Below are 18,853 nucleotides of genomic sequence, written 5' to 3'. Positions count from 1 at the left end.
CAACTAACAATTGAGGTGCCGTTCAAAGTCGATTTAGACTTTTTGAAATAGCCTCTTTTTTTCGTTAATGATCGATGGATAATAAACCTGCTTCCCGCAATCTAACTGGATTTTCTCCATCTATTTGAAGTGGATTTCTCGACTTCGAAGGATTAACTGTATTTCCTGTAGTTAAATTCCTTCGATTTGCTCGATTCTTCAAATTTCACCCAAATTAAATGTACTTTCTTCATCTAATCGCGAAAATACGTCAGATTCGAGCAAATTAGCTGTAGTTTATACATCTAACACGAATCGGCAGTCACCTTGCGTTCGCAAGCCACAATCCTATCCCAAGTTCAGTACGCACCAATCCGCCAAGCACACAATCGACTGTGGATTCCGGTATCTGAACACCTTTTCTCATAGTTCCAAAACCTTCACCCCATAAGGAGCGATCTCCAGCTCCCCCGCACCAATCCGGGCACCTTCCAACAAGTCTTCCAGCTCCTTCAGCAAATTAGCTTTGACTGGTTTGTCGGTGTAGTTCAGGATAAAGGCAAACTGGCGATCCTGTTTCACGCGGATCGCAACCTCCACCTCAGGCGGCAGCTTCGCCCAACCTGCAGTTGCAGGTTGCATCCCAAGGCGGCGGATCAAGGCATCCGCTACTTCGCGGCTGAAGGCTGCCCCGAAATAATAGGCTTCACCGCTGCCATAAGGGTTGCGGGTAAGCGCCGGTTTGCCTGCATAATAGTCGCCGTCAAACAAGGCTAGTGTCTGTACGTTCTCGTTCTCAGGATGGAGAATGTCGTTGAACAGACGTGCAGGCGTGCTGGCGTCGTCCCCGCCATCAATCCAGCGCATGTTAGGTGTCGTTGCTTCGTTCACGATAAGTGTAAAGTCTTCCACTGTCACACCGCACAGTTCCGCAACGAGACCAGGGAATGGAATCATTCGGCAATGTCCGCGTTGGTCTTTATAACCGGAGCGAGCACCGAAAAGCAGCTTGCCTCCTGCTGCTACGTACTGCTTAAGCAGCTCGGCCGTTTCCTCCGACATGATGGCTGGATGTGGGTAGACGAGCACTTTGTAACGAGCTAGATCATCTAGGGTAGTCTTATTTTGCACATACAAATAATCGTAGGGGATATGGCTGAATTGTAAGGCTTTCCCCCAGCTATATTGGCTTTCTCTCGTTAGAGGACCGTGATATACGTCAAGCTCCCCATCCCACTCATTATCATAATCGTGCAGGATAGCCACTTCCGCAGCGAAACGAGAACCGGCAATAACTTCCCCGATTTTCCCCAATTCCCGGCTAATCGTTGCGGCTTCTGTAACCCTGCGGTTGGGACGGTTATGATAATCGTTGATCCCATGCCAATAGATTTCGGTACCGAAGGTTGCCGTTCGCCATCTGAAATACAAGACCATATCCGCCCCATGAGCAACCGATTGATACGTCCATAATCGCATTTGACCTGGTTTGGGTGCAGATTGTCCCATCGTGTTCACCCAACCGCCAGGGCCGGACTGTTGCTCCATAATGCAGAAAGTGGGGGAGATCGAGCGCACCTTGGTGAGTTGGTTGGAATTGCCGCGGTCCATGAGCGGATGCTCGCGATCAGCATCGTTCCAAATGGTTGAGAAGTTCGGATACGAGTCGAAAGAAAAGAAATCCAACAGTTCATCCGTCATGGCATGGCTATCTAGATGACCAAACATGCCATTCGTTGTAATCCACTGAGTGGGCGCTAACTCACGCAAGATGTCTGCCTGCAAACGGGCGAAGGAGATTGTGTTGTCCGAGATAAATCGCTTTTCATCCAGCGCTTGATGAGGGTTAACGGACTTGGAAGGCGCAGGACGAGTTAAATGAACTTGTTCCCAGTCGGAGTAACTCTGGTTCCAGAAGACGGTGCCCCAAGTCTCATTTAATGCCTCTAAGGTACTGTATTTCTCCTGTACCCACTTCCTAAACGCTGCATGATCGGCTTCGGCATAGAAGACATTTACCTCACAGTTAAGCTCATTGTCAATCTGCCAGCCTACGACCCCTGGATTGTTGGCATAATGCTGCGCCATAGCCTCAGTAATTTTCGCACAGTATTCGCGGTAAATAGGGCTGCTGTAATTGTAGTGACGTCTCATCCCGTGCTGATACTGCACACCATCAAAGTTAGCATTCAGAATTTCGGGGTATTTGTAAGTCATCCAAGCAGGCGGCGTTGCTGTGGGAGTGCCGAGAATGACCTTCAGTCCATGCTCGTGAGCAAGATCTATCGCACGGTCGAACAGATCAAAGGCGAATACTCCTTCCTCTGGTTCAAAGAAATTCCATGCAAACTCACCCATCCGTACGATGGTAAAGCCGATTTCTCGCATTCTCCTATAGTCGTCCGCCCACATACCCTCTGGCCACTGCTCAGGGTAGTAGCATACGCCTAGATCAAAATTCTCACCCGGAATGGTCTTTTCCATGAGTCATAACATCCCCGTTTCTATAGAAATAGTAATTTTTTGTTATTAAAAATCCTTTATGTACTCATTATATTTCTTTATAATATGTTGTATATAACATCATTTTGCGACGTATATCATATTCTTGCGTTTTGGAGGACACATGAAAATTCATTATGTATTACCGGAGCCCATGTACAAACACTACACGGTTTATCCGGATATGATTGGTCAATATGCAGATTTCCCTGAGCATCAGGAGCGGCGGTTTAAGGGGCAGCTGCAACAAGCCAATTTGCATATTGTGTTAAGCGGTAAAGGCTATGTCAAAGCGAACAGGAAGGAATTCTCACTGGAAGCAGGGCAGGGCTTTTATTACGGAGCGGGCCTTGAACAGGAGTATCGAACCGATCCAAACGATCCGTGGCAAGTATTCTGGGTACACCTTGCAGGTGAGGGACTCGACAGGCTGTTGAATGATCAAGGAACTTCAGCTGTGTGGCTGTTTACGTACAGGGATGTACCTAAGCTCAAACAATTGACCGGGGATTTATTGGAGCTGGCATCTCCATATGATCGGAACGAGGTACAATTGGCCGTGAAGCTCTATGAACTGCTTGCTGAGCTTGCCTTACGTGCGGAGACGCATGGAACAGTAACGATTCTGGATAAGCGTGCACGGATGAGAGTGGTCGCCGAGTATATTCGTACGCACTGTACGAAACCGCTAACTCTCTTGCAGATGGCCGAGCAGGCAGGCTTCAGTACCTATTATTTTAGTCGAATGTTTCACGAAGTAATGGGGCGGACTCCGGTCGTGTGGCTGTTCGAATGTCGTCTGGTTGTAGCTAAACAACTGCTCATGTCGACCGAATGGACGATTAAGCAAGTGGCTGAGCATGTCGGATTTTCTCAGAGCAGCTACTTTATTGCGCGCTTCCGAGAGCATACCGGAATGACACCACAGGAGTATCGACGGCTGTACAGCACGTAGGTTTCCTAGGTCTACTGAGCTTCATCTCCTAAAGAGCATTAATAAGTAGCAAAGTATGGGATAATCAACGACACCCTTATATGTATGCGCTTTCATCGACTACCAAAGTCAAATAAGCAATAATTAAAGGCGAATCTACGTTTTACAATCGATAAAGAACGGCGTAAGATTCATTACGACAAGTTGATTTTATGTGAAAAGAAACCACTTAATTCCCAGTAGGGGAAACGGGGGAACCAATCGAAGCCGTTCAAGCAATACTTGGCTTCATGGGGTGAATCCTGATGCTCGCAAGCATTAGGTAGGACGCTCTCAAGTCCGAATCCGACAGCTAACCTCGTAGGTGCATTGAGAGAGAACCGCACACTCGCCTTCTTATGTAAAGAAGTCCGAGAGTAGAGATTCTCTGCTCTTAGGGCTTCTTTTTGCATGCCATTAACCCAAAATGTTACATAAATGTTATAAGGAGGCTATATCATGCATGCTATTGAAATCAACAATTTGACCAAGACCTATGGGAACGCAAGAGGTATTACGGATGTTAGTTTTTCGATCGAAGAAGGGGAGATCTTTGGTTTTATCGGACCGAATGGGGCAGGGAAATCAACAACGATTCGAACGCTGCTGTCTCTGATTTTTCCAACAAGCGGCAGTGCCAAAATTTTCGGTAAAGACTGCATCCAGTTTGCGCCTGAAATAAAGAAAGAGATCGGCTACTTGCCGTCCGAAGTTTTTTATTATGACAACATGAAAGTGATCGACTTACTCAAGTATTCAGCCAGCTTTTACAAGAAGGATTGCACCAAGAGAATCAAAGAGCTTGCTGAAATCATGGATCTGGATGTTACGAAGAAAATTGATGATCTATCTCTGGGGAACAAAAAGAAAGTGGGCATCGTTCAAGGGTTGCTGCATGATCCTAAGCTCATTATTCTGGATGAACCGACAAGTGGACTGGACCCGCTCATGCAGCAGAAGTTTTTCGAATTGCTCGAACAACAGAATCAAAGAGGAGCCACGATTCTTTTTTCCTCTCATATATTAAGTGAAGTTCAAAGATTATGCGATCGCGTCGCGATTATTAAGGAAGGCAGGATTGTGACGGTTGAGAAGATAAGCACGTTAAAAGAAAACAATTTCAAGCGATTTAAAGTGGATACGGCACAAGCGCTTGATCCTAACTTTTTCAAAATGACCGGAGTCAATAACATTGATGTCCAAGGCCAGACGACGAGCTTCTTATTTAAAGGCAACATTAATCAAGTCATGCGAAAGATTGCGGAAATCGAAATAGAGAATCTGTGGATCGAAGAGCCTGATTTAGAGGAGATCTTTATGCACTACTATGAGAAGGAGGCTTAAAGTGGAATGAATATATACCTTCATGAATTGAGAGCGTATCGGAAATCCACGATTACGTGGACCTGCTCCTTAATTGCGGTCATCGTCTTATTCCTATCCCTTTTTCCTTCGGTCTCTAAGGACTTTGCTGAGTTCTCTTCCATACTAGAGGGGTATCCCGAAGGGGTTAGGAAAGCGCTTGGTATTCAAATCGAAACGTTTGGTACCCTGCTTGGATTCTATATGTACATCTTTATGTACATTACGCTTTGCGGAGCCATTCAAGCCATGGTTCTGGGAACGTCTATACTCTCGAAAGAAATGCGCGAGAAAACAGCAGACTTTCTGCTTACGAAGCCCGTAACACGTACGAAAATCGTCACTTCCAAGCTATTAGCGGCTGTTACTTCTTTAGTCATTACCTGCGTGATTTACATCGTTGCAGCCTATCTAATGGCGCTTCAAGTCAAAACAGTTGATTTCGATGTGAGCACATTTCTATTGATTTCCCTCACTTTGCTGTTTATCCAGCTGATGTTCCTTGCTATTGGATTCATCATTTCCGTCGTATTTTCTAAAATCAAAGCCGTGTTATCCGTCAGTCTAGGTACGGTGTTTGCCTTTTTCGTTATCGGAATGATCGTTGCCGTAGATGGGGAGGGGGTCAAACGGTATTTCTCGCCATTCAAATACTTTAGCGGGACATACATGCTTGAGCACGCCAGCTATGAAGCCTCTTATGTCATTGCTGCCATCGCGATTATCGTCATTTCGATTGCGGCCAGCTACTTCATCTACACGAAAAAGGATGTTCATGCCGTATAAATGCGGGTGAGGGGAGGGATTAGCACGTGAATATTTTTTGGCGAGAACTGAAAACGTATCGGAAATCGATGATTTTTTGGAGTCTAGGACTCATTTTTCTAATCGCAAGCGGGATGAATAAGTATCAAGCAACAGCAGCGAACGGACAGATTAATGATCTTATGGCGGAAATGCCGAAGTCACTCCAAGTGATTATGGGTGGCGGCGCGTTAGATTTATCGAAGGCAAGCGGTTATTTTGGGATTCTGGTCCTCTATTTCTTGTTAATGGCAACAATCCATGCGGCAATGCTGGGCGCGAATATCATCGCGAAGGAAGAGCGGGACAAGACGGCAGAGTTCCTATTCGTGAAGCCGTTATCCAGGCATCAAATCATCACGTGGAAGCTGCTAAGCGCTTTCGTGAACATACTTATTTTTAACCTCGTGTCATGGATTTCGAGCATGTTGATTGTTGGGGCTTATAGTAAAGGTGAGGCCGTCAACGGGGATATCTCCATCGTCATGCTGGGTATGTTTATTCTACAGCTGCTCTTTCTAGTCATCGGGACCTCCATTGCAACCGTTTATCGGAATTCCAAAAAAGCAGCTTCGCTGTCAACTGGCATCATGCTCGTTACGTTTATCTTATCCATTGCCATTGATTTCAACGATAAGCTGGCATTCTTGAAATATGTAACCCCGTTTAAATTTTATGAGGCGAAAAATATCATGTATGGCGGTGGATTGGATGCCGTGTATGTCGTTATCTCCGCAGTCCTCATTGTCCTGTTAACGGTTGTTACGTATGTTTCCTTTAAAAAACGTGATTTGCACGTTTAAAGAGTAGAAAGACCTTTCACCCTATCCATCGCTGGATGCGGGCAAAAGGCCTTTTTTATTTTATGAGATTAATGATTGAATGATAGCTTATTTCTTCAAATCCAAACGCACATCGCGACCATCATCTTGGACAGACAGCTCTTTACCCGCAGCCTTCAAGGTATTGACGTGATTGACCCAAGCGTCCAGCATAATGGCGCCATCTTTCCAATCCTTCACTTCACCGAATACCGTAAAGCCATCGCCAGTGCCAGTAGCCATGAAATCATTAGTTGTTACTTTGAACGTACGGTCGGTATTGAACTTGCCATCGACATAGATCGGAGTGCCATCTGCCAAAGTGATTTTGGAATATTTCTCACCAAGCGGCTTCGTATTATCCCACTCAACCTTCAAACCTGAGAATTGAATGGCTGGCAGATTTGTATACTTGTCCGTAACTTCGAGCGCTTTTTTGATTTGAGCAGCGGTCATTGTACCCGTTACGTTGTAATTGCCAAAAGGGAGTACTTCGAACATTTCGCTGTAAGTTAGCTCACCTTTATCAATATCCGTGCGAATACCGCCAATATTCGTGAAAGCAATATCGGATTTCTCAGAAGCACGCATCGCATCTGTGATGCTGTTGCCTAACTGTGTTGCGCCGTCACGATCAGCCCCGCCATTAGCTTCAAAGCGGAAAGATTTACGATTTAGCGGCTCTGCAACTACGACTTCTACTTCGCCGGATTTCCCCGAAATTTTGGCTTTATAATCCTCAACCGTTTGATGAATGTCCGCGTCAGCTGTCGTTAAGTTCGTGTACGTTTCTAGCAAGCTTGCATTGGAGGATACGACTTGCTTGGTGGATTTGTCTACAAAGAGTTGAATGTGCCCAACCGCATAAAGCCAGCTTTGCGCCTCAACCACGGGAATGCCATTTACGATTCCGGCTACACGCATGTGGGAGTGACCACCAACAATCGCGTCTAAGGTTCCATTTCCAGTGCCTTTTGCAAGATCAGCAAGCTCACTAATGATTTCAGCGGATTTCTGGTTTTGCTCACCAGGGAGGTGGGAGGTAACCATGATGATATCCACACCTTTAGCGCGAAGCTCGGCTGACAATTCTTTGGCCAAAGGAACTGGATTTACAAAGGAAAGGCCTTCGATGTTCGTTGATTTTGTAGTAGTCGTCGTTTGTGGCGTTGCGAAGCCGATGATACCGATTTTCAGACCATCTTTTTCAACAATGACATAGGGCTGTGTCCAGTCAACGCGTTTACCTGTCTGAGCATCGATAATATTAGCCCCAAGGATAGGGAATTTAGCCCTCTTAATATTATCGATCAGAACGTCACGGCCGAAGTCGAATTCATGATTTCCGATAGCTGCAGCATCATATTGCACTTGCGCCATGGTATCCATCACGGATTGGCCATTCGTTGTATTGGAAATCAGCGTACCTTGCCACGCATCTCCGCCGTCAACTACGACGGTTCCTTTGGGATTCACAGCACGGAAATCGGAGACGATGCCGCCGAATGTTTCGATGCCGCCTTGACCTTGGTTGCGCTTTTTATCGAAGCCGACTTCGATTTTACCGTGAATATCATTCGTTGTTAAAATATCAACCACTTTAAATAAAATGGGTTTAAGCGCCTTAGCGACTTCATCGCGCGTTACTTCAGCAGTAGGATTGAAGTTACCGTCGAGCGTAGGTGTGAAAATTCCGCTAATGACGGCATAAGCGACATAGGGGCGGGAGTCTTTGGCGATGGATGCGGAGTCTTTAAAATAGTTCAACACATTCTCATTTACTTGTGGCAGTTGGCCGCCAGTTACGACTTTCACGATTAACTCAGCAAGCTCTTGACGAGTCACGGCAGCATTCGGATGAAAGGTACCATCAGCAAAGCCGCTAATCAGTTTAGCTGCAACGGCATTCGCAACTGCTTGTTTTTGCCAAGTCGCAAGGTCCGTGAACGTAGCTGTACTCGAATCAGCGCTTTGCAGCTTGGCAGCGCGGTTAATCATCGTTACGACTTCAGCGCGAGTAGCGGCATTTGTACCACGGTAGTCTGTATCTCCGTAACCCTCGACAACGCCGTTATCAATGGCAAGACGCATATCGGATTTCATAGCAACAGGTGAAGTTGGCGCGGTTGTTTCGGCAAATGCTAGAGAGCTAGCGAAAGAGCCAGTGAGAACGGTTACAAGCGCCATGGCGGTAAGGCGGGTAGTAAATGTTTTTTTCATGTTAAAAATTCCTCCTATATATTAATAGAACGATGGTTAATAAGTTCGTCTATTAGTATAAAGGAAATGCTAGATTTTGAGAAGTGAAGAAATTATTAACTATTTAGTCTCTGAATTCCTTCGGTATAAGCGGTGCTAAATCGTGGAATATAGATCCTTAAAGGGGGAGGATCTTATGCATGTGGACTGGATTTGGACAGCTATCATCATTATCACCGCGGGTTCATTGTTCCTCCGACTTGCCGGTCGTACATCAACCACATCATTAATCTAGCTGTGCTAACGGCAACTAGTAGACAATACTACAAGGCTGACAACTTTAACTCTTTGCTGGAAGCTGTATTAGTCCGATATCTCCGAATTAAAACGAAGATTTCATTTGAAAAAGGACGAATAGTCAGATTCTACCGAATTATCTTCGCATTTTCCTTGTGTGAAGGTTGTTTGGGGCGATTTAGTTGGGTTATTCCGGACTAACTAAGAATAAATGGCGCGGACAGTGAGATTAATTCGGCAATTTCGAACTATGGGTGTATGGGAGTAGTCCGACTATCCCCACATGCCCCTGGAGGAGACCAAAAGCAAAGGAGCTAAGCGCTATTTAAGCCGCGTAGCTCCTCTTTTTACTGCGAGATTACTCCTGCGCCGCTAAGCTCATTTCCACACACATCAGGATAAATGCGCCAGCGCCATGCAAATCGTTCTCGCTTGTAGGACGGGCGATGTAGTGGGCGTAGTCGCCGATTCCCGTACCGATACAGATTTGGCCAATGATCACATGACCGTTCTCATCAAACTTCAGCGTATCAATAACCCCTTGATAGCCTTTCCACGCATAGGTCAAATACTTCGCATCCAAATAGCCGAATCGCACGGCTTTAGCAATGGCATGTACATACAATGCGGTGCAGGAGTTTTCCAGCCAATTATCTGCCATGTCACCTTTATCCACAACTTGATACCATAAGCCTGTCGCGGCATCTTGGAATGGGATCAAAGCGATGAGCAGGTCTTGCAGGATGCTCGTTAACTCAGCTTTATCTTTGTGGTCCGCAGGAAGGTACTCGAACATTTCCAGTAAAGCAACAGGATACCAGCCGATCGCGCGTCCCCAGAATTCCGGAGCCAAGCCTGTTACAGGATCAGCCCAAGCTGCAGCTTTAGTTTCATCCCATCCGTGGTAAAGAAGACCGGTGTTAGGGTCCTTGGTATGCTTTTCCATGAGAATAGCTTGATAGGTCATCATGTCAAAATACGCAGCTTCGCCGAAGGTTTTACCGAACTGCGTAGCAATCGGCCCCGCCATGTATAAGCCGTCTAGCCACATTTGATTCGGATAACGCTCCTTATGCCAGAAACCGCCGGATGGATTGGTTTTCCATGCTTTTAATAGGGGAACCAGTGTGTGCAAGGCTTTCTTATACCGTTCATCGCCAGTTTTCTCATACAGATTAAAGAGCAGCACGCCAGGCTGAATATCATCCAGCTCTTCCGGATTGTACTTCTTGATGCTGCCGTCTGGGAGGATCTGGCTATCCACCCAACGTTTGATATACGTATAGTATTTATCGTCGTTCGTTTCCCGCCAACATTTCTCCATACCGGAAAGGAAAACACCTTGATGATAATGAAACCGATCTGGGGGAAGCTGTTCGGGTTCAAATTTGGCCATTAACGCTTCGCACGCTTTCTCCGCCCATTGGAGGGGAGTCAGTGCTTCTTGTGTGGTGCTGTTTATTTGGATGTTATTTTCTGAAGTTTGCATCTTCGTTTATTCCTCCTTCAATCTACTTAAGCTTATCTTAGCAGAGGAAAATGTACATTTTTTGCGGAAATACGCGATTTCTTCTTATATCTTGCAGGATATGAGGAGAGGCGTATAATAAATAGCAAACGAAGTGAAAGGCGAGTAGAACATGGAAGATTTTCAATTCGATAACGGCGAAGGTTCCTTCTCCGTATCTTATCGCAAAGCCTTAAGTCACAATATGCCGATTAACCATTTTCACAGTACCTACGAAATCTTCTATTTGATGTCCGGCAAACGGACGTTTTTTATAAAGGACAGGACGATGATTATCGAAGAAGGGGATGTCGTCATCATCTCTCCGAATATTCTTCATCGAACCACCAATACGGAAATGCCGAAGCATGAGCGGCTCATCGTGAATATTCATGAGAGCCAGATGACCTCGGTGAATGATGCTTACCGGGATATCTTTCAGCCCCTTTTTGAGCAAGCCTACTTCATTATAAAATGTCCGCTGCAAGACAAGCTTGCGATCGAGTCGGTTGCTCAAAGCATCATGCAGGAGATGCAAGAAAAGAAGCCTGGTTTCGAGATGTTTGCGCAGACGTTGGTGCTGCAGCTGCTCATTATTTGCTGTCGGCATGCCAAGCAAAATGCGCTGGTACCGCTGGAAACTCCTAGTCCCATGCATGAAAGAATCTTAGAAGTTGTTCGTTATATGAACACCCATTATATGCAGGATCTGCCGCTGCATCTGTTGGCGGAGAAATTTTATGTAAGTCCCTATTATTTAAGCCGATTTTTCAAAGAAGCGACGGGGTTTACGTTCGTGGAATATTTGAATAGTGTCAGGATTAAGGAGGCGAAAAAGCTCTTGGAGCAAACTTCGTTAAAGGTGAGTCTGATTGCCAGAAAGGTTGGCTTCGGGAGTGTAACGCATTTTGGCAGAGTGTTCAAATTGGTGACGGGACATGCCCCGTTGTATTATAGGAAGGACAAATAGGAGAAAGGCATTTCCTTGCAACGAGTGTGTCCGTATCGGAGTTGGAACGATTCCAAGAACCTATTCAGAAAGTAAACTGGATTAATCAAGGATCTGTTTTTATTCTTAATGAAGAGAACGGTGTTCTGGCATCGACCAAAGATATTCGTCTGCCGTCTTCTATTTCCTATGGGCAATTGTCTGGGAAGAGTGGTACGGTAGCAGGTTGGTTTCTTCAGCAGCAATACCTTAATCCGAACGTTTAAGAAAATGGAGAGTATCACGCCGGGTATGTACAGGGATATGCTGAAAGGACTTATGAAGACATGATGATTTGTGATAAGAGGTAGGGCTAAGCCCTCCTCTTATTTTTTTTGACGACTAAATGGAAAACATACAGTTAATTCTCGCAAATTCCTCCGAATTTCACGATTAGATGGAATTTATGTTGTTAAATCATCGGATTTCATCCCTATTCTCTTGAAATTTTGAAATTACATGGATAATTTCCAGTTAAATCACTGAAACACGAATTAGACGTGAAATTAGCTGTACAAAATACAGTTACTCCTAGTATTTGGTCCACGGCTGCCCGCATCCCTGCACGAGAGCGGAGCACCAACGTGGCTGCCGTATATCAAAAGGGACGTACTTCTCAAGTACAGTCCCTTTTCTTGTAGTTCTCCATAAACGCTCCGTCCTTGAAGGACGGCGGCGGCATTTCTTGTTTTGTTACTGCCATCGCAGGTTTCCCGGCTACTTACCTATGATCTAAATTACTCAAAGCTGTAACAGCATCTAGAATAAGCTTGGCGTAAGCTTCAGCACCCTTACCTGTTAAGTGGACACCATCACTGACAAACCAATCCGGCTTATTTGCACTATAGGAATACCAGTCGACGAGTTTGACATTCGCATGCCCTCTACTTACACCGGCCAGAGTACCATTTACCACATATTCCCACTTTTTGGGTACTCGTGTATTGATGAGAATAATCTTGCGGTTTTCTCCAATCGTCTCGAGCAGAGTATCAAGCTGTTCCGAGGTAAAAGGTCCATTCGTACCGAGGTGAATAACGACAATTGGATTTAATTTGTTATCGGCTTTGAATTGCTGGATGATGTCAGGAGCTTGCGATAGTTGCCGACTGACTTTCCCGTCTACGGTAATCCCTGGAATCATTTTCTCCAAAACTGGAGCAGCGCCCAGCATGACGGAATCCCCGATAGCAGTAACACTTTGGGTTGACAGAACAGGGTTATAAGTGCCAGAAGCGTTCACCGGGGCAGGGCCTGCCAATTCAGTTGAATTCTCAGCTTTAGGCGATGCGGTTGGGGCAGGGCTAGGGCTGGTGACCGCAGCTGGATTCTCACCTTTAGGTACCGTCGGGACGGGACTTGTGCTTGCTGGTGAATTCTCAGCTTTAGGTGATGCTGTTGGTGCAGGACTTTTCAAAGCAACCGAAGTCTTTCCTTTAGGTGTAGATGTCGGGACAGGGCTTGTCGTTTCTGGCGGTTGGTTAACGACAGGAGAAGAAGTCAGGACTTCGCTCGATAATTCAGGTGATTGAGTCGCAGGCGAGGCAATCGCAGTTAATTTCGTCAAACTTTGGGAAGAGACTACGACCTCAGTGCTGCTCAGATTTATGATTTTGGAAACGCAGATCAGCATAAGTATGACTAGCGGTACGGTTCTAACTAAGAACTTAAGTGGATGCTGCGTTATCATCCCATTCGACCGAAATTTGATCATTTTGGACCAAATGCCCCAATTACCAGTTCTAAATGGGGTTTCAATGAAGGAGTAGGACCAAGCAGCTAATCCGATACTCAGCGTGAGCTGAATCATGAGGAGAAAGTAGTTAGTATCCGTATTCGAACTAATCGGATTCGTTATGACGATCACAGGATAATGCCAAAGGTAAATGGAGTAAGAACGTTTACCGATCCAGCGTAGAACTTTCCAACCGAGAATTTTGCTAACCAAGGTAGATGGGCTTGCTGCCGCTGCTATAACGAATGATGATACGAAGGAAAGGATGAGCATACCACCGGTGTACAGCGATTGATCGTATTCTCCGGTTCGCATAAACATGTAGATAACAATAAATAGTCCAATTACACCTGTTATATCTATCCACAAACGATGTTTGCGTAAGTTAGGTTGGGCAAGTTTACTACTTGGCCATAGAAATGCAAGGGATGCACCGATCAAGAGCCCGAATGCCCTTGTGTCCGTTCCGTAATATACTCGGCTTGGGTCCGTGCCAGGTTCATATAAAAGCACCATCGCGACGAAAGAAAGAATGGCTCCGGCGAGTGTAAGTAAAACAAACTTACCGCGTGTTGGGCTAAAGAAACGACTCAAGCCAATGACAAGCAGCGGCCATAACAAATAAAATTGCTCTTCAATGGCGAGCGACCAAAGATGCCCTATAGGCGAAGGAGGTCCGAAGCTCTCGAAGTAAGAGATGTGGTGAAAAATGTTGTACCAGTTGCTTGTATATGTTAACGCCGACCAAATATCCCCCTGTATGGAAATTAACCTCGGGATATCCGTAATTGCTAAATAGACGGCAACAGCAAGTATCATAGCCACCATTGCCGGAAGCAATCTGCGGATGCGACGAATCCAAAACCTTTTTAGATCGATACGTTGTTTATTCTTGCGCTCTTCAAGCAGCATATCCGTAATCAGGTAACCGGAGAGTACAAAAAATACACTTACTCCTAAGAATCCCCCTGAGGCCCATCCCCAGTTGAGATGATAGCTAATTACAGCAAGAACTGCGAGCGCCCTGATCCCATCCAATCCAGGCATATAAAGCCGATGATTTTGTTTGATTTCCTTCATGTTGATAAATCCTCCAATGTGTCAATTCCTGAAAACAATACTTCTTAGACTGTGTTCTACTTCTTGCAGTTCAAAAAGAAATAAAGTTTTTTTTCCCATACCTAAAATGCCGTATCAGGAAGCTATGAATGGGGAATAGGCTATTTTCATTTGACGAACTTAAGTCCTGCTTTTGCAAGGATTGATCATCGTAATACTCAGATCACAGTCGTATACTTGTAAAAACCGATAATTGCTGGAATTTAAGGAGGGATTCTAAATGCACCAATTAACTAAAAAATGGCGGAAGTATGTAACTGGGAATACCATCCGTCCTGAAGTTGTACAACAGGTTCAGACGTATCAGGCAACGGTGCTGCATAATAAAGAATTACTGTGGCCAGATGTTCCATACAAAGAGGATGCTTCGGATTCGTACATCATCATAGCTCGACTTCGTGACATGGCGATAGTCGTGAGTACACCTACAACTCCCTTTTACATGGACAGCACGTTGAAGAGTCAACTCCTGCAAGGATTAGCATGGTTATATGACCATAGATATAACGAAGTGTGCCAGCCTTATGGCAACTGGTGGAACTGGGAAATCGGCGTGCCGATTGCCTTGCTCGAAATTATCATCGCCTTAGAGGATCTAAACGTGCTGAATCATGCCTTCATCGAAAAACTGCTTCGCCCAGTAGATAAGTACGTAGGTGACCCGGCGTTCCATGCGCAGTGGTTTAGACCGGATCCGCCACGATCAACGGGTGCGAACTTGGCTTGGAAAGTAACGGCTGTTGCACTGAGCGCGGCCATTCAGCGAGATGAGCATAAGCTGCAAGCAGCGCGAAGCGCATTGCTGCCGGTATTTAGTTATACCGAGATCGGGGATGGATTCTATGAGGACGGTTCCTTTATTCAGCATGATAAATATGCCTATACGGGCGGATATGGAAAAGGGCTACTGCATGATATTACCCGCATCATAATCTGGTTTCATCGCACACCATGGGAGCTGCCGGTGGATGCAATTTCTTTGACTTTCCAATGGATCAAGGATTCTTTTGCACCGCTCATGTTTAGAGGGGGGCTGTTTGATATGACAAGCGGTAGGGAAATATCCAGGCGGGATACACAGAATCATGAAAGCGGGCATAGCGTGATCACCTCCTGTTTACGGCTCTCTCGTGTACTGGATGTCTCAGATGCGGCATGGTTATTATCCAAGGTAAAGCAATGGATTCTAGCAGATACCTATAAATCTTATCTCCATACCGCACCGCCGGATACAACTGAACTAGCCCGACTTTTGCTAGAAAATGATCACATACAGCCTACTTCAGAAGAGGTCTTCTGCAAAATGTATGCCAACATGGATCGCGCTGTACTCCAGGGACCCGGATTTGCTTTTGCCATCAGCATGTTCTCGAATCGTATTTATTCATATGAATCGATTAACGGGGAGAACTTGGAGGGGTGGTATACTTCGCAGGGGATGACCTATCTTTATAATGGCGATATGGGTCAATATGCCGATGCTTTCTGGCCGACAGTCAATCCTTATCGGCTTCCTGGTACCACAGTAACGGATACGTTACGGGAGAATGGAGCCGGAAAAGGTCGACTAAGCACACGATCTTACGTAGGTGGTGCAGTGCTACAAAATAAATATGGGGCCATTGCCATGGAATTAGCGGATAAGGTGGATGAGGAAGATGACCTACTAACGGGGTTGAAAAGCTGGTTTTTACTTGGAGATCGCGTAGTGGCAATTGGATCCAATTTGATGACCTCAAGCCCAGCCGGTGTTGAAACAATCATAGAGAACCGCAAGCTTGGAGATCAGGGTGACCCTGTAATTCTCGCGGATGGAAGTCCAATTTGCTCCAATGTGGATCAAGTAGAAACGATTCACCCCCGCTGGATTCATCTGACGGGTAGCGTTCCTGAGTCTCATGTCGGCTATGCGTTTCCTAGGTCGAGTGCTGTACAGGCTTTGCTTGAAGTGCGGCAAGGCAGTTGGAGAGATCTCAATTTAAAAGGTTCGACTGAAACGATTAAGCGCAGCTTCTTGACACTGTGGTTTGATCATGGGGAAGCATCGATGGAGTCGGGGGCTGACTATGCTTATGTAATTCTGCCGGGTCAAACGGAGCAGGAAACAGCCAGGTTTGCGGAACGTGCTCCGATCCGTATCGTGGATCAAGACGATCATTGTCATGCGGTGGAGGACGAAGAGCAAGGTCTCTTCGCCGCACATTTCTGGAAGAATGCCCGACATCAGAGTGAGTTGGTTTCCTGTAGCGGTCAGGCATCTATTGTCTTGAAGATGACCGACACCGGATGGAGTCTGGCTGTGGCTGATCCTACCCAGAAGCTGATTCAGCCAGTTGAGTTGGTGATCGATTTACCGGATAGCGGTGTACATCACCAGTCGGAACGAATACAAATTCTGGGTAGGGAAGAAGGGTCGATTCAGCTTATGTTTGATCCTGTGGGTGCGGCAGGAGGGTCCTATGAGATCGAGTTTTACTGGAATTAGGGAGAACACTGAGGCTCTTTGAAATTTTGCTAAAATACATAGACGACTCTTTTCCATTTTCGCATGGAAGGAGCCGTTTTTTTTAGGTATGCATGTTTTGGTTATAAATTTCCTGTTTTTCTTTCCGATCGGTAAGTTGTCAAGTATAATCATGTGCAAGATCGATATAGGGAAATGAAAAGGAAGAGAGAATTAGGAGTGTGAGTGAGTCAGTGGTGCAGATAGCAATCACAATCACGATGATCAATATGCACGGCGAGTCAGGAGATGTAGGATGAAACCTTGGAAAGCATGGCATTTAAAAACCAAAGTTGTGCTCAGCTTTTCTTTCCTGTTTGCGTTCTCGATTATTTCAAGCGGGATTTTCTATTACTATAGCAGCGTAGGTGAGTTGAAAAAGCAGACACTGCAGCTGCTCGATACGAACAGCACACAAATTACGCGAACGATAGAGCTGTATATCGAAGATATGGAAAAGCTCTCCCTATCCGTTTTTTATGATTCGCTGGTTCAGCATGTATTAAGCCATCCAGATGAAACCAATGAAGCGGAAGATGCGAGTTTAAATCAACAGATTACTTCCCATTTGTTGAACATATCCATTCCCTGGCCATCCGTTCAAGGGATTTATTTATACCCCACGGATAATCAAGGGATGACGTATTATTCGGCCAAAAGAAGTCCATTTGTAGGCAATACGATTGCCGAGGAACCTTGGTATCCGTATATCGAAACCTATACGCAATCTCCTTATTTATTGTGGCCTACCATGAAGGAGAACACGATTACTAATTTTCAAGACATCAAGGTGTTCTCCTTAATTCGCCAGATTAATCAAATTCCCACAGGCAAAAAGATTGGCTATATGAAAATGGATATGGATGTTAATGTCATGAAGGATCTCGTTTCGTACAGAGAATACGGAGATGCGCAGGATTCGAGTTTATTTATTGTGACGGATCAAGGCAACGTGATTTATGCGAGTGCGGATGAATGGACAGGGAAAGTGTTAGACGGAATCCCTGTAGTGGACTTGATAGGGAAAAGCACATCAGGTTCACTCACATGGCAGGGGAAATCCTATTTATACGGCAGTTACCGTTCGGAGGATACCCACTGGACGACATTAATCTTGAAGCCAATGAATTCCATTACGAGCCGGTTAAAAGAAATCCGCAATACGGTCATGAGTATTGAGTCGTTGATTTTGGTCCTCGTCATTGTCATTGCTTGGTTTATTGCAACCGGGATTACCCGTCCCTTGCGGACCATGATTACGACGATGCGTCATGTGGAACGGGGAGATTTCAGCGTTCGAGCTTCTCATAGTGATAATCGGAATGAAATCGGCCAGTTGGGCAAAGTGTTTAATCAAATGTTAGACAGCATGCAGTCCATGATCTCGCGGGTCTATGTAGCCGAATTGAGGGAGAAAGACGCACGATTATTAGCGCTTCAAGCACAAATTAATCCGCATTTTTTATTTAACACATTAAATATTCTTAAGTCTTTGGGACGAAAAGGGGCAACAACTGATGTCGTGGAGGTTACAGAGTCGTTAGCCCATTTGTTTCGGTATAGCTTGCATGATTGGCATGGCAACGTTGCCTTAAGCGAAGAGTTGAATTTAATCCAAAGCTATATTAAAATCCAAACCTACCGCTTCCAGGATCGTTTCACGTATGAGCAACACATACCGGAAGGACTCTTGCATGCACGAATTATACGCTTAACGATTCAACCGCTTGTAGAGAATGCCGTGGTACATGGGCTGGAGCAGCGCAAATCGGGGGGATTGATCTCGGTTCAAGTTACGGCCAATGCAGACACATTGGAGATTCTGGTTTCAGATAATGGCGTAGGTATTAACCGTCAGACACAAGAGATGCTCAATCAGAACTTTGCAGAAATTGATATTCATAGCGCCAACACGGATTCCGAACATATGGGCATTGCCTTGTTGAATATTCAGAAACGGTTGCATCTGATTCACGGTAACCAGTATGGGCTTTCATTCCTGCCTAAACCAGATGGCGGAACGACAATTCGTTTAGCTGTACCACTTCAATTGGCATAGAGAGG

General features: G+C 45.5%; 12 protein-coding genes and 1 riboswitch. Of the genes, 8 read left to right on the top strand and 4 right to left on the bottom strand.

The genetic code is table 11. The features are described from left to right. Positions 1–402: 402 nt before the first annotated feature. Entirely contained in the window at positions 403–2,463 is a 2,061-nt protein-coding gene (locus GC096_RS11230) for a beta-galactosidase (RefSeq protein ID WP_171630322.1), read from the bottom strand. A gap of 142 nt (positions 2,464–2,605) precedes the next feature. Here GC096_RS11230 and GC096_RS11225 point away from each other — a divergent pair, with 142 nt between their 5' ends. From GC096_RS11225 to GC096_RS11210, 4 genes are all read left to right on the top strand, one after another. Continuing rightward, on the top strand, positions 2,606–3,436 hold the full coding sequence (locus GC096_RS11225; RefSeq protein ID WP_171630321.1) for an AraC family transcriptional regulator: 831 nt from the start codon (positions 2,606–2,608) through the stop codon (positions 3,434–3,436). Between the two features lie 195 nt (positions 3,437–3,631). Further along, positions 3,632–3,798, top strand: a riboswitch (cyclic di-AMP (ydaO/yuaA leader). Between the two features lie 115 nt (positions 3,799–3,913). Further along, complete coding sequence (locus GC096_RS11220) at positions 3,914–4,798, top strand: ABC transporter ATP-binding protein (protein ID WP_171630320.1); 885 nt, start codon at positions 3,914–3,916, stop codon at positions 4,796–4,798. A 6-nt stretch (positions 4,799–4,804) separates the two neighbouring features. Next, positions 4,805–5,602 (top strand): ABC transporter permease subunit, encoded by a 798-nt coding sequence (locus GC096_RS11215; protein ID WP_171630319.1) that lies wholly within the window; start codon positions 4,805–4,807, stop codon positions 5,600–5,602. A gap of 26 nt (positions 5,603–5,628) precedes the next feature. Then, on the top strand, positions 5,629–6,423 hold the full coding sequence (locus tag GC096_RS11210) for a DUF2705 family protein (protein ID WP_171630318.1): 795 nt from the start codon (positions 5,629–5,631) through the stop codon (positions 6,421–6,423). Positions 6,424–6,510: 87 nt separating this feature from the next. Here the strand turns inward: GC096_RS11210 and GC096_RS11205 are convergent, their stop codons facing one another. Together GC096_RS11205 and GC096_RS11200 are read right to left on the bottom strand one after the other, a co-directional pair. Continuing rightward, the gene (locus tag GC096_RS11205) at positions 6,511–8,661 is read right to left on the bottom strand and encodes a 5'-nucleotidase C-terminal domain-containing protein (RefSeq protein ID WP_171630317.1); all 2,151 of its coding nucleotides are present in this window, start codon (positions 8,659–8,661) and stop codon (positions 6,511–6,513) included. Positions 8,662–9,295: 634 nt separating this feature from the next. Then, positions 9,296–10,426 carry a glycoside hydrolase family 88/105 protein gene (locus tag GC096_RS11200; RefSeq protein ID WP_171630316.1) on the bottom strand — a complete coding sequence of 377 codons (1,131 nt, stop codon included), beginning with the start codon at positions 10,424–10,426 and terminating at the stop codon, positions 9,296–9,298. A gap of 151 nt (positions 10,427–10,577) precedes the next feature. Between GC096_RS11200 and GC096_RS11195 the strand changes: the two genes are divergently transcribed. Both GC096_RS11195 and GC096_RS11190 read left to right on the top strand, forming a co-directional pair. Next, positions 10,578–11,414: an AraC family transcriptional regulator gene (locus tag GC096_RS11195; RefSeq protein ID WP_171630315.1), complete on the top strand. Its 837-nt coding sequence runs from the start codon at positions 10,578–10,580 to the stop codon at positions 11,412–11,414. 26 nt (positions 11,415–11,440) lie between these two features. Continuing rightward, positions 11,441–11,659 carry a hypothetical protein gene (locus GC096_RS11190; RefSeq protein ID WP_171630314.1) on the top strand — a complete coding sequence of 73 codons (219 nt, stop codon included), beginning with the start codon at positions 11,441–11,443 and terminating at the stop codon, positions 11,657–11,659. Between the two features lie 494 nt (positions 11,660–12,153). On the opposite strand, the gene GC096_RS11185 is transcribed toward GC096_RS11190, so the two are convergent. Then, entirely contained in the window at positions 12,154–14,247 is a 2,094-nt protein-coding gene (locus tag GC096_RS11185) for an acyltransferase family protein (RefSeq protein ID WP_171630313.1), read from the bottom strand. Positions 14,248–14,506: 259 nt separating this feature from the next. Between GC096_RS11185 and GC096_RS11180 the strand changes: the two genes are divergently transcribed. Together GC096_RS11180 and GC096_RS11175 are read left to right on the top strand one after the other, a co-directional pair. Continuing rightward, positions 14,507–16,771: a polysaccharide lyase 8 family protein gene (locus GC096_RS11180; protein WP_171630312.1), complete on the top strand. Its 2,265-nt coding sequence runs from the start codon at positions 14,507–14,509 to the stop codon at positions 16,769–16,771. 274 nt (positions 16,772–17,045) lie between these two features. Beyond that, complete coding sequence (locus tag GC096_RS11175) at positions 17,046–18,848, top strand: sensor histidine kinase (RefSeq protein WP_171630311.1); 1,803 nt, start codon at positions 17,046–17,048, stop codon at positions 18,846–18,848. Positions 18,849–18,853: the final 5 nt, after the last annotated feature.

This window comes from Paenibacillus plantarum (genome assembly GCF_013141695.1).
In the GTDB taxonomy this organism is placed as follows: Bacteria; Bacillota; Bacilli; order Paenibacillales; family NBRC-103111; genus Paenibacillus_E; species Paenibacillus_E plantarum.
The sequence above is the reverse complement of the archived record's forward strand: the minus strand, read 5'-3'. Positions and strand labels throughout refer to the sequence as shown.

Excerpts from the sequence above, each read along its gene's own strand:
- GC096_RS11230 (WP_171630322.1), bottom strand. The coding sequence starts at position 2,463 with ATGGAAAAGACCATTCCGGGTGAGAATTTTGATCTAGGCGTATGCTAC.
- GC096_RS11225 (WP_171630321.1), top strand. The coding sequence starts at position 2,606 with ATGAAAATTCATTATGTATTACCGGAGCCCATGTACAAACACTACACG.
- GC096_RS11220 (WP_171630320.1), top strand. The coding sequence starts at position 3,914 with ATGCATGCTATTGAAATCAACAATTTGACCAAGACCTATGGGAACGCA.
- GC096_RS11215 (WP_171630319.1), top strand. The coding sequence starts at position 4,805 with ATGAATATATACCTTCATGAATTGAGAGCGTATCGGAAATCCACGATT.
- GC096_RS11205 (WP_171630317.1), bottom strand. The coding sequence starts at position 8,661 with ATGAAAAAAACATTTACTACCCGCCTTACCGCCATGGCGCTTGTAACC.
- GC096_RS11200 (WP_171630316.1), bottom strand. The coding sequence starts at position 10,426 with ATGCAAACTTCAGAAAATAACATCCAAATAAACAGCACCACACAAGAA.
- GC096_RS11195 (WP_171630315.1), top strand. The coding sequence starts at position 10,578 with ATGGAAGATTTTCAATTCGATAACGGCGAAGGTTCCTTCTCCGTATCT.
- GC096_RS11185 (WP_171630313.1), bottom strand. The coding sequence starts at position 14,247 with ATGAAGGAAATCAAACAAAATCATCGGCTTTATATGCCTGGATTGGAT.
- GC096_RS11180 (WP_171630312.1), top strand. The coding sequence starts at position 14,507 with ATGCACCAATTAACTAAAAAATGGCGGAAGTATGTAACTGGGAATACC.
- GC096_RS11175 (WP_171630311.1), top strand. The coding sequence starts at position 17,046 with ATGAAACCTTGGAAAGCATGGCATTTAAAAACCAAAGTTGTGCTCAGC.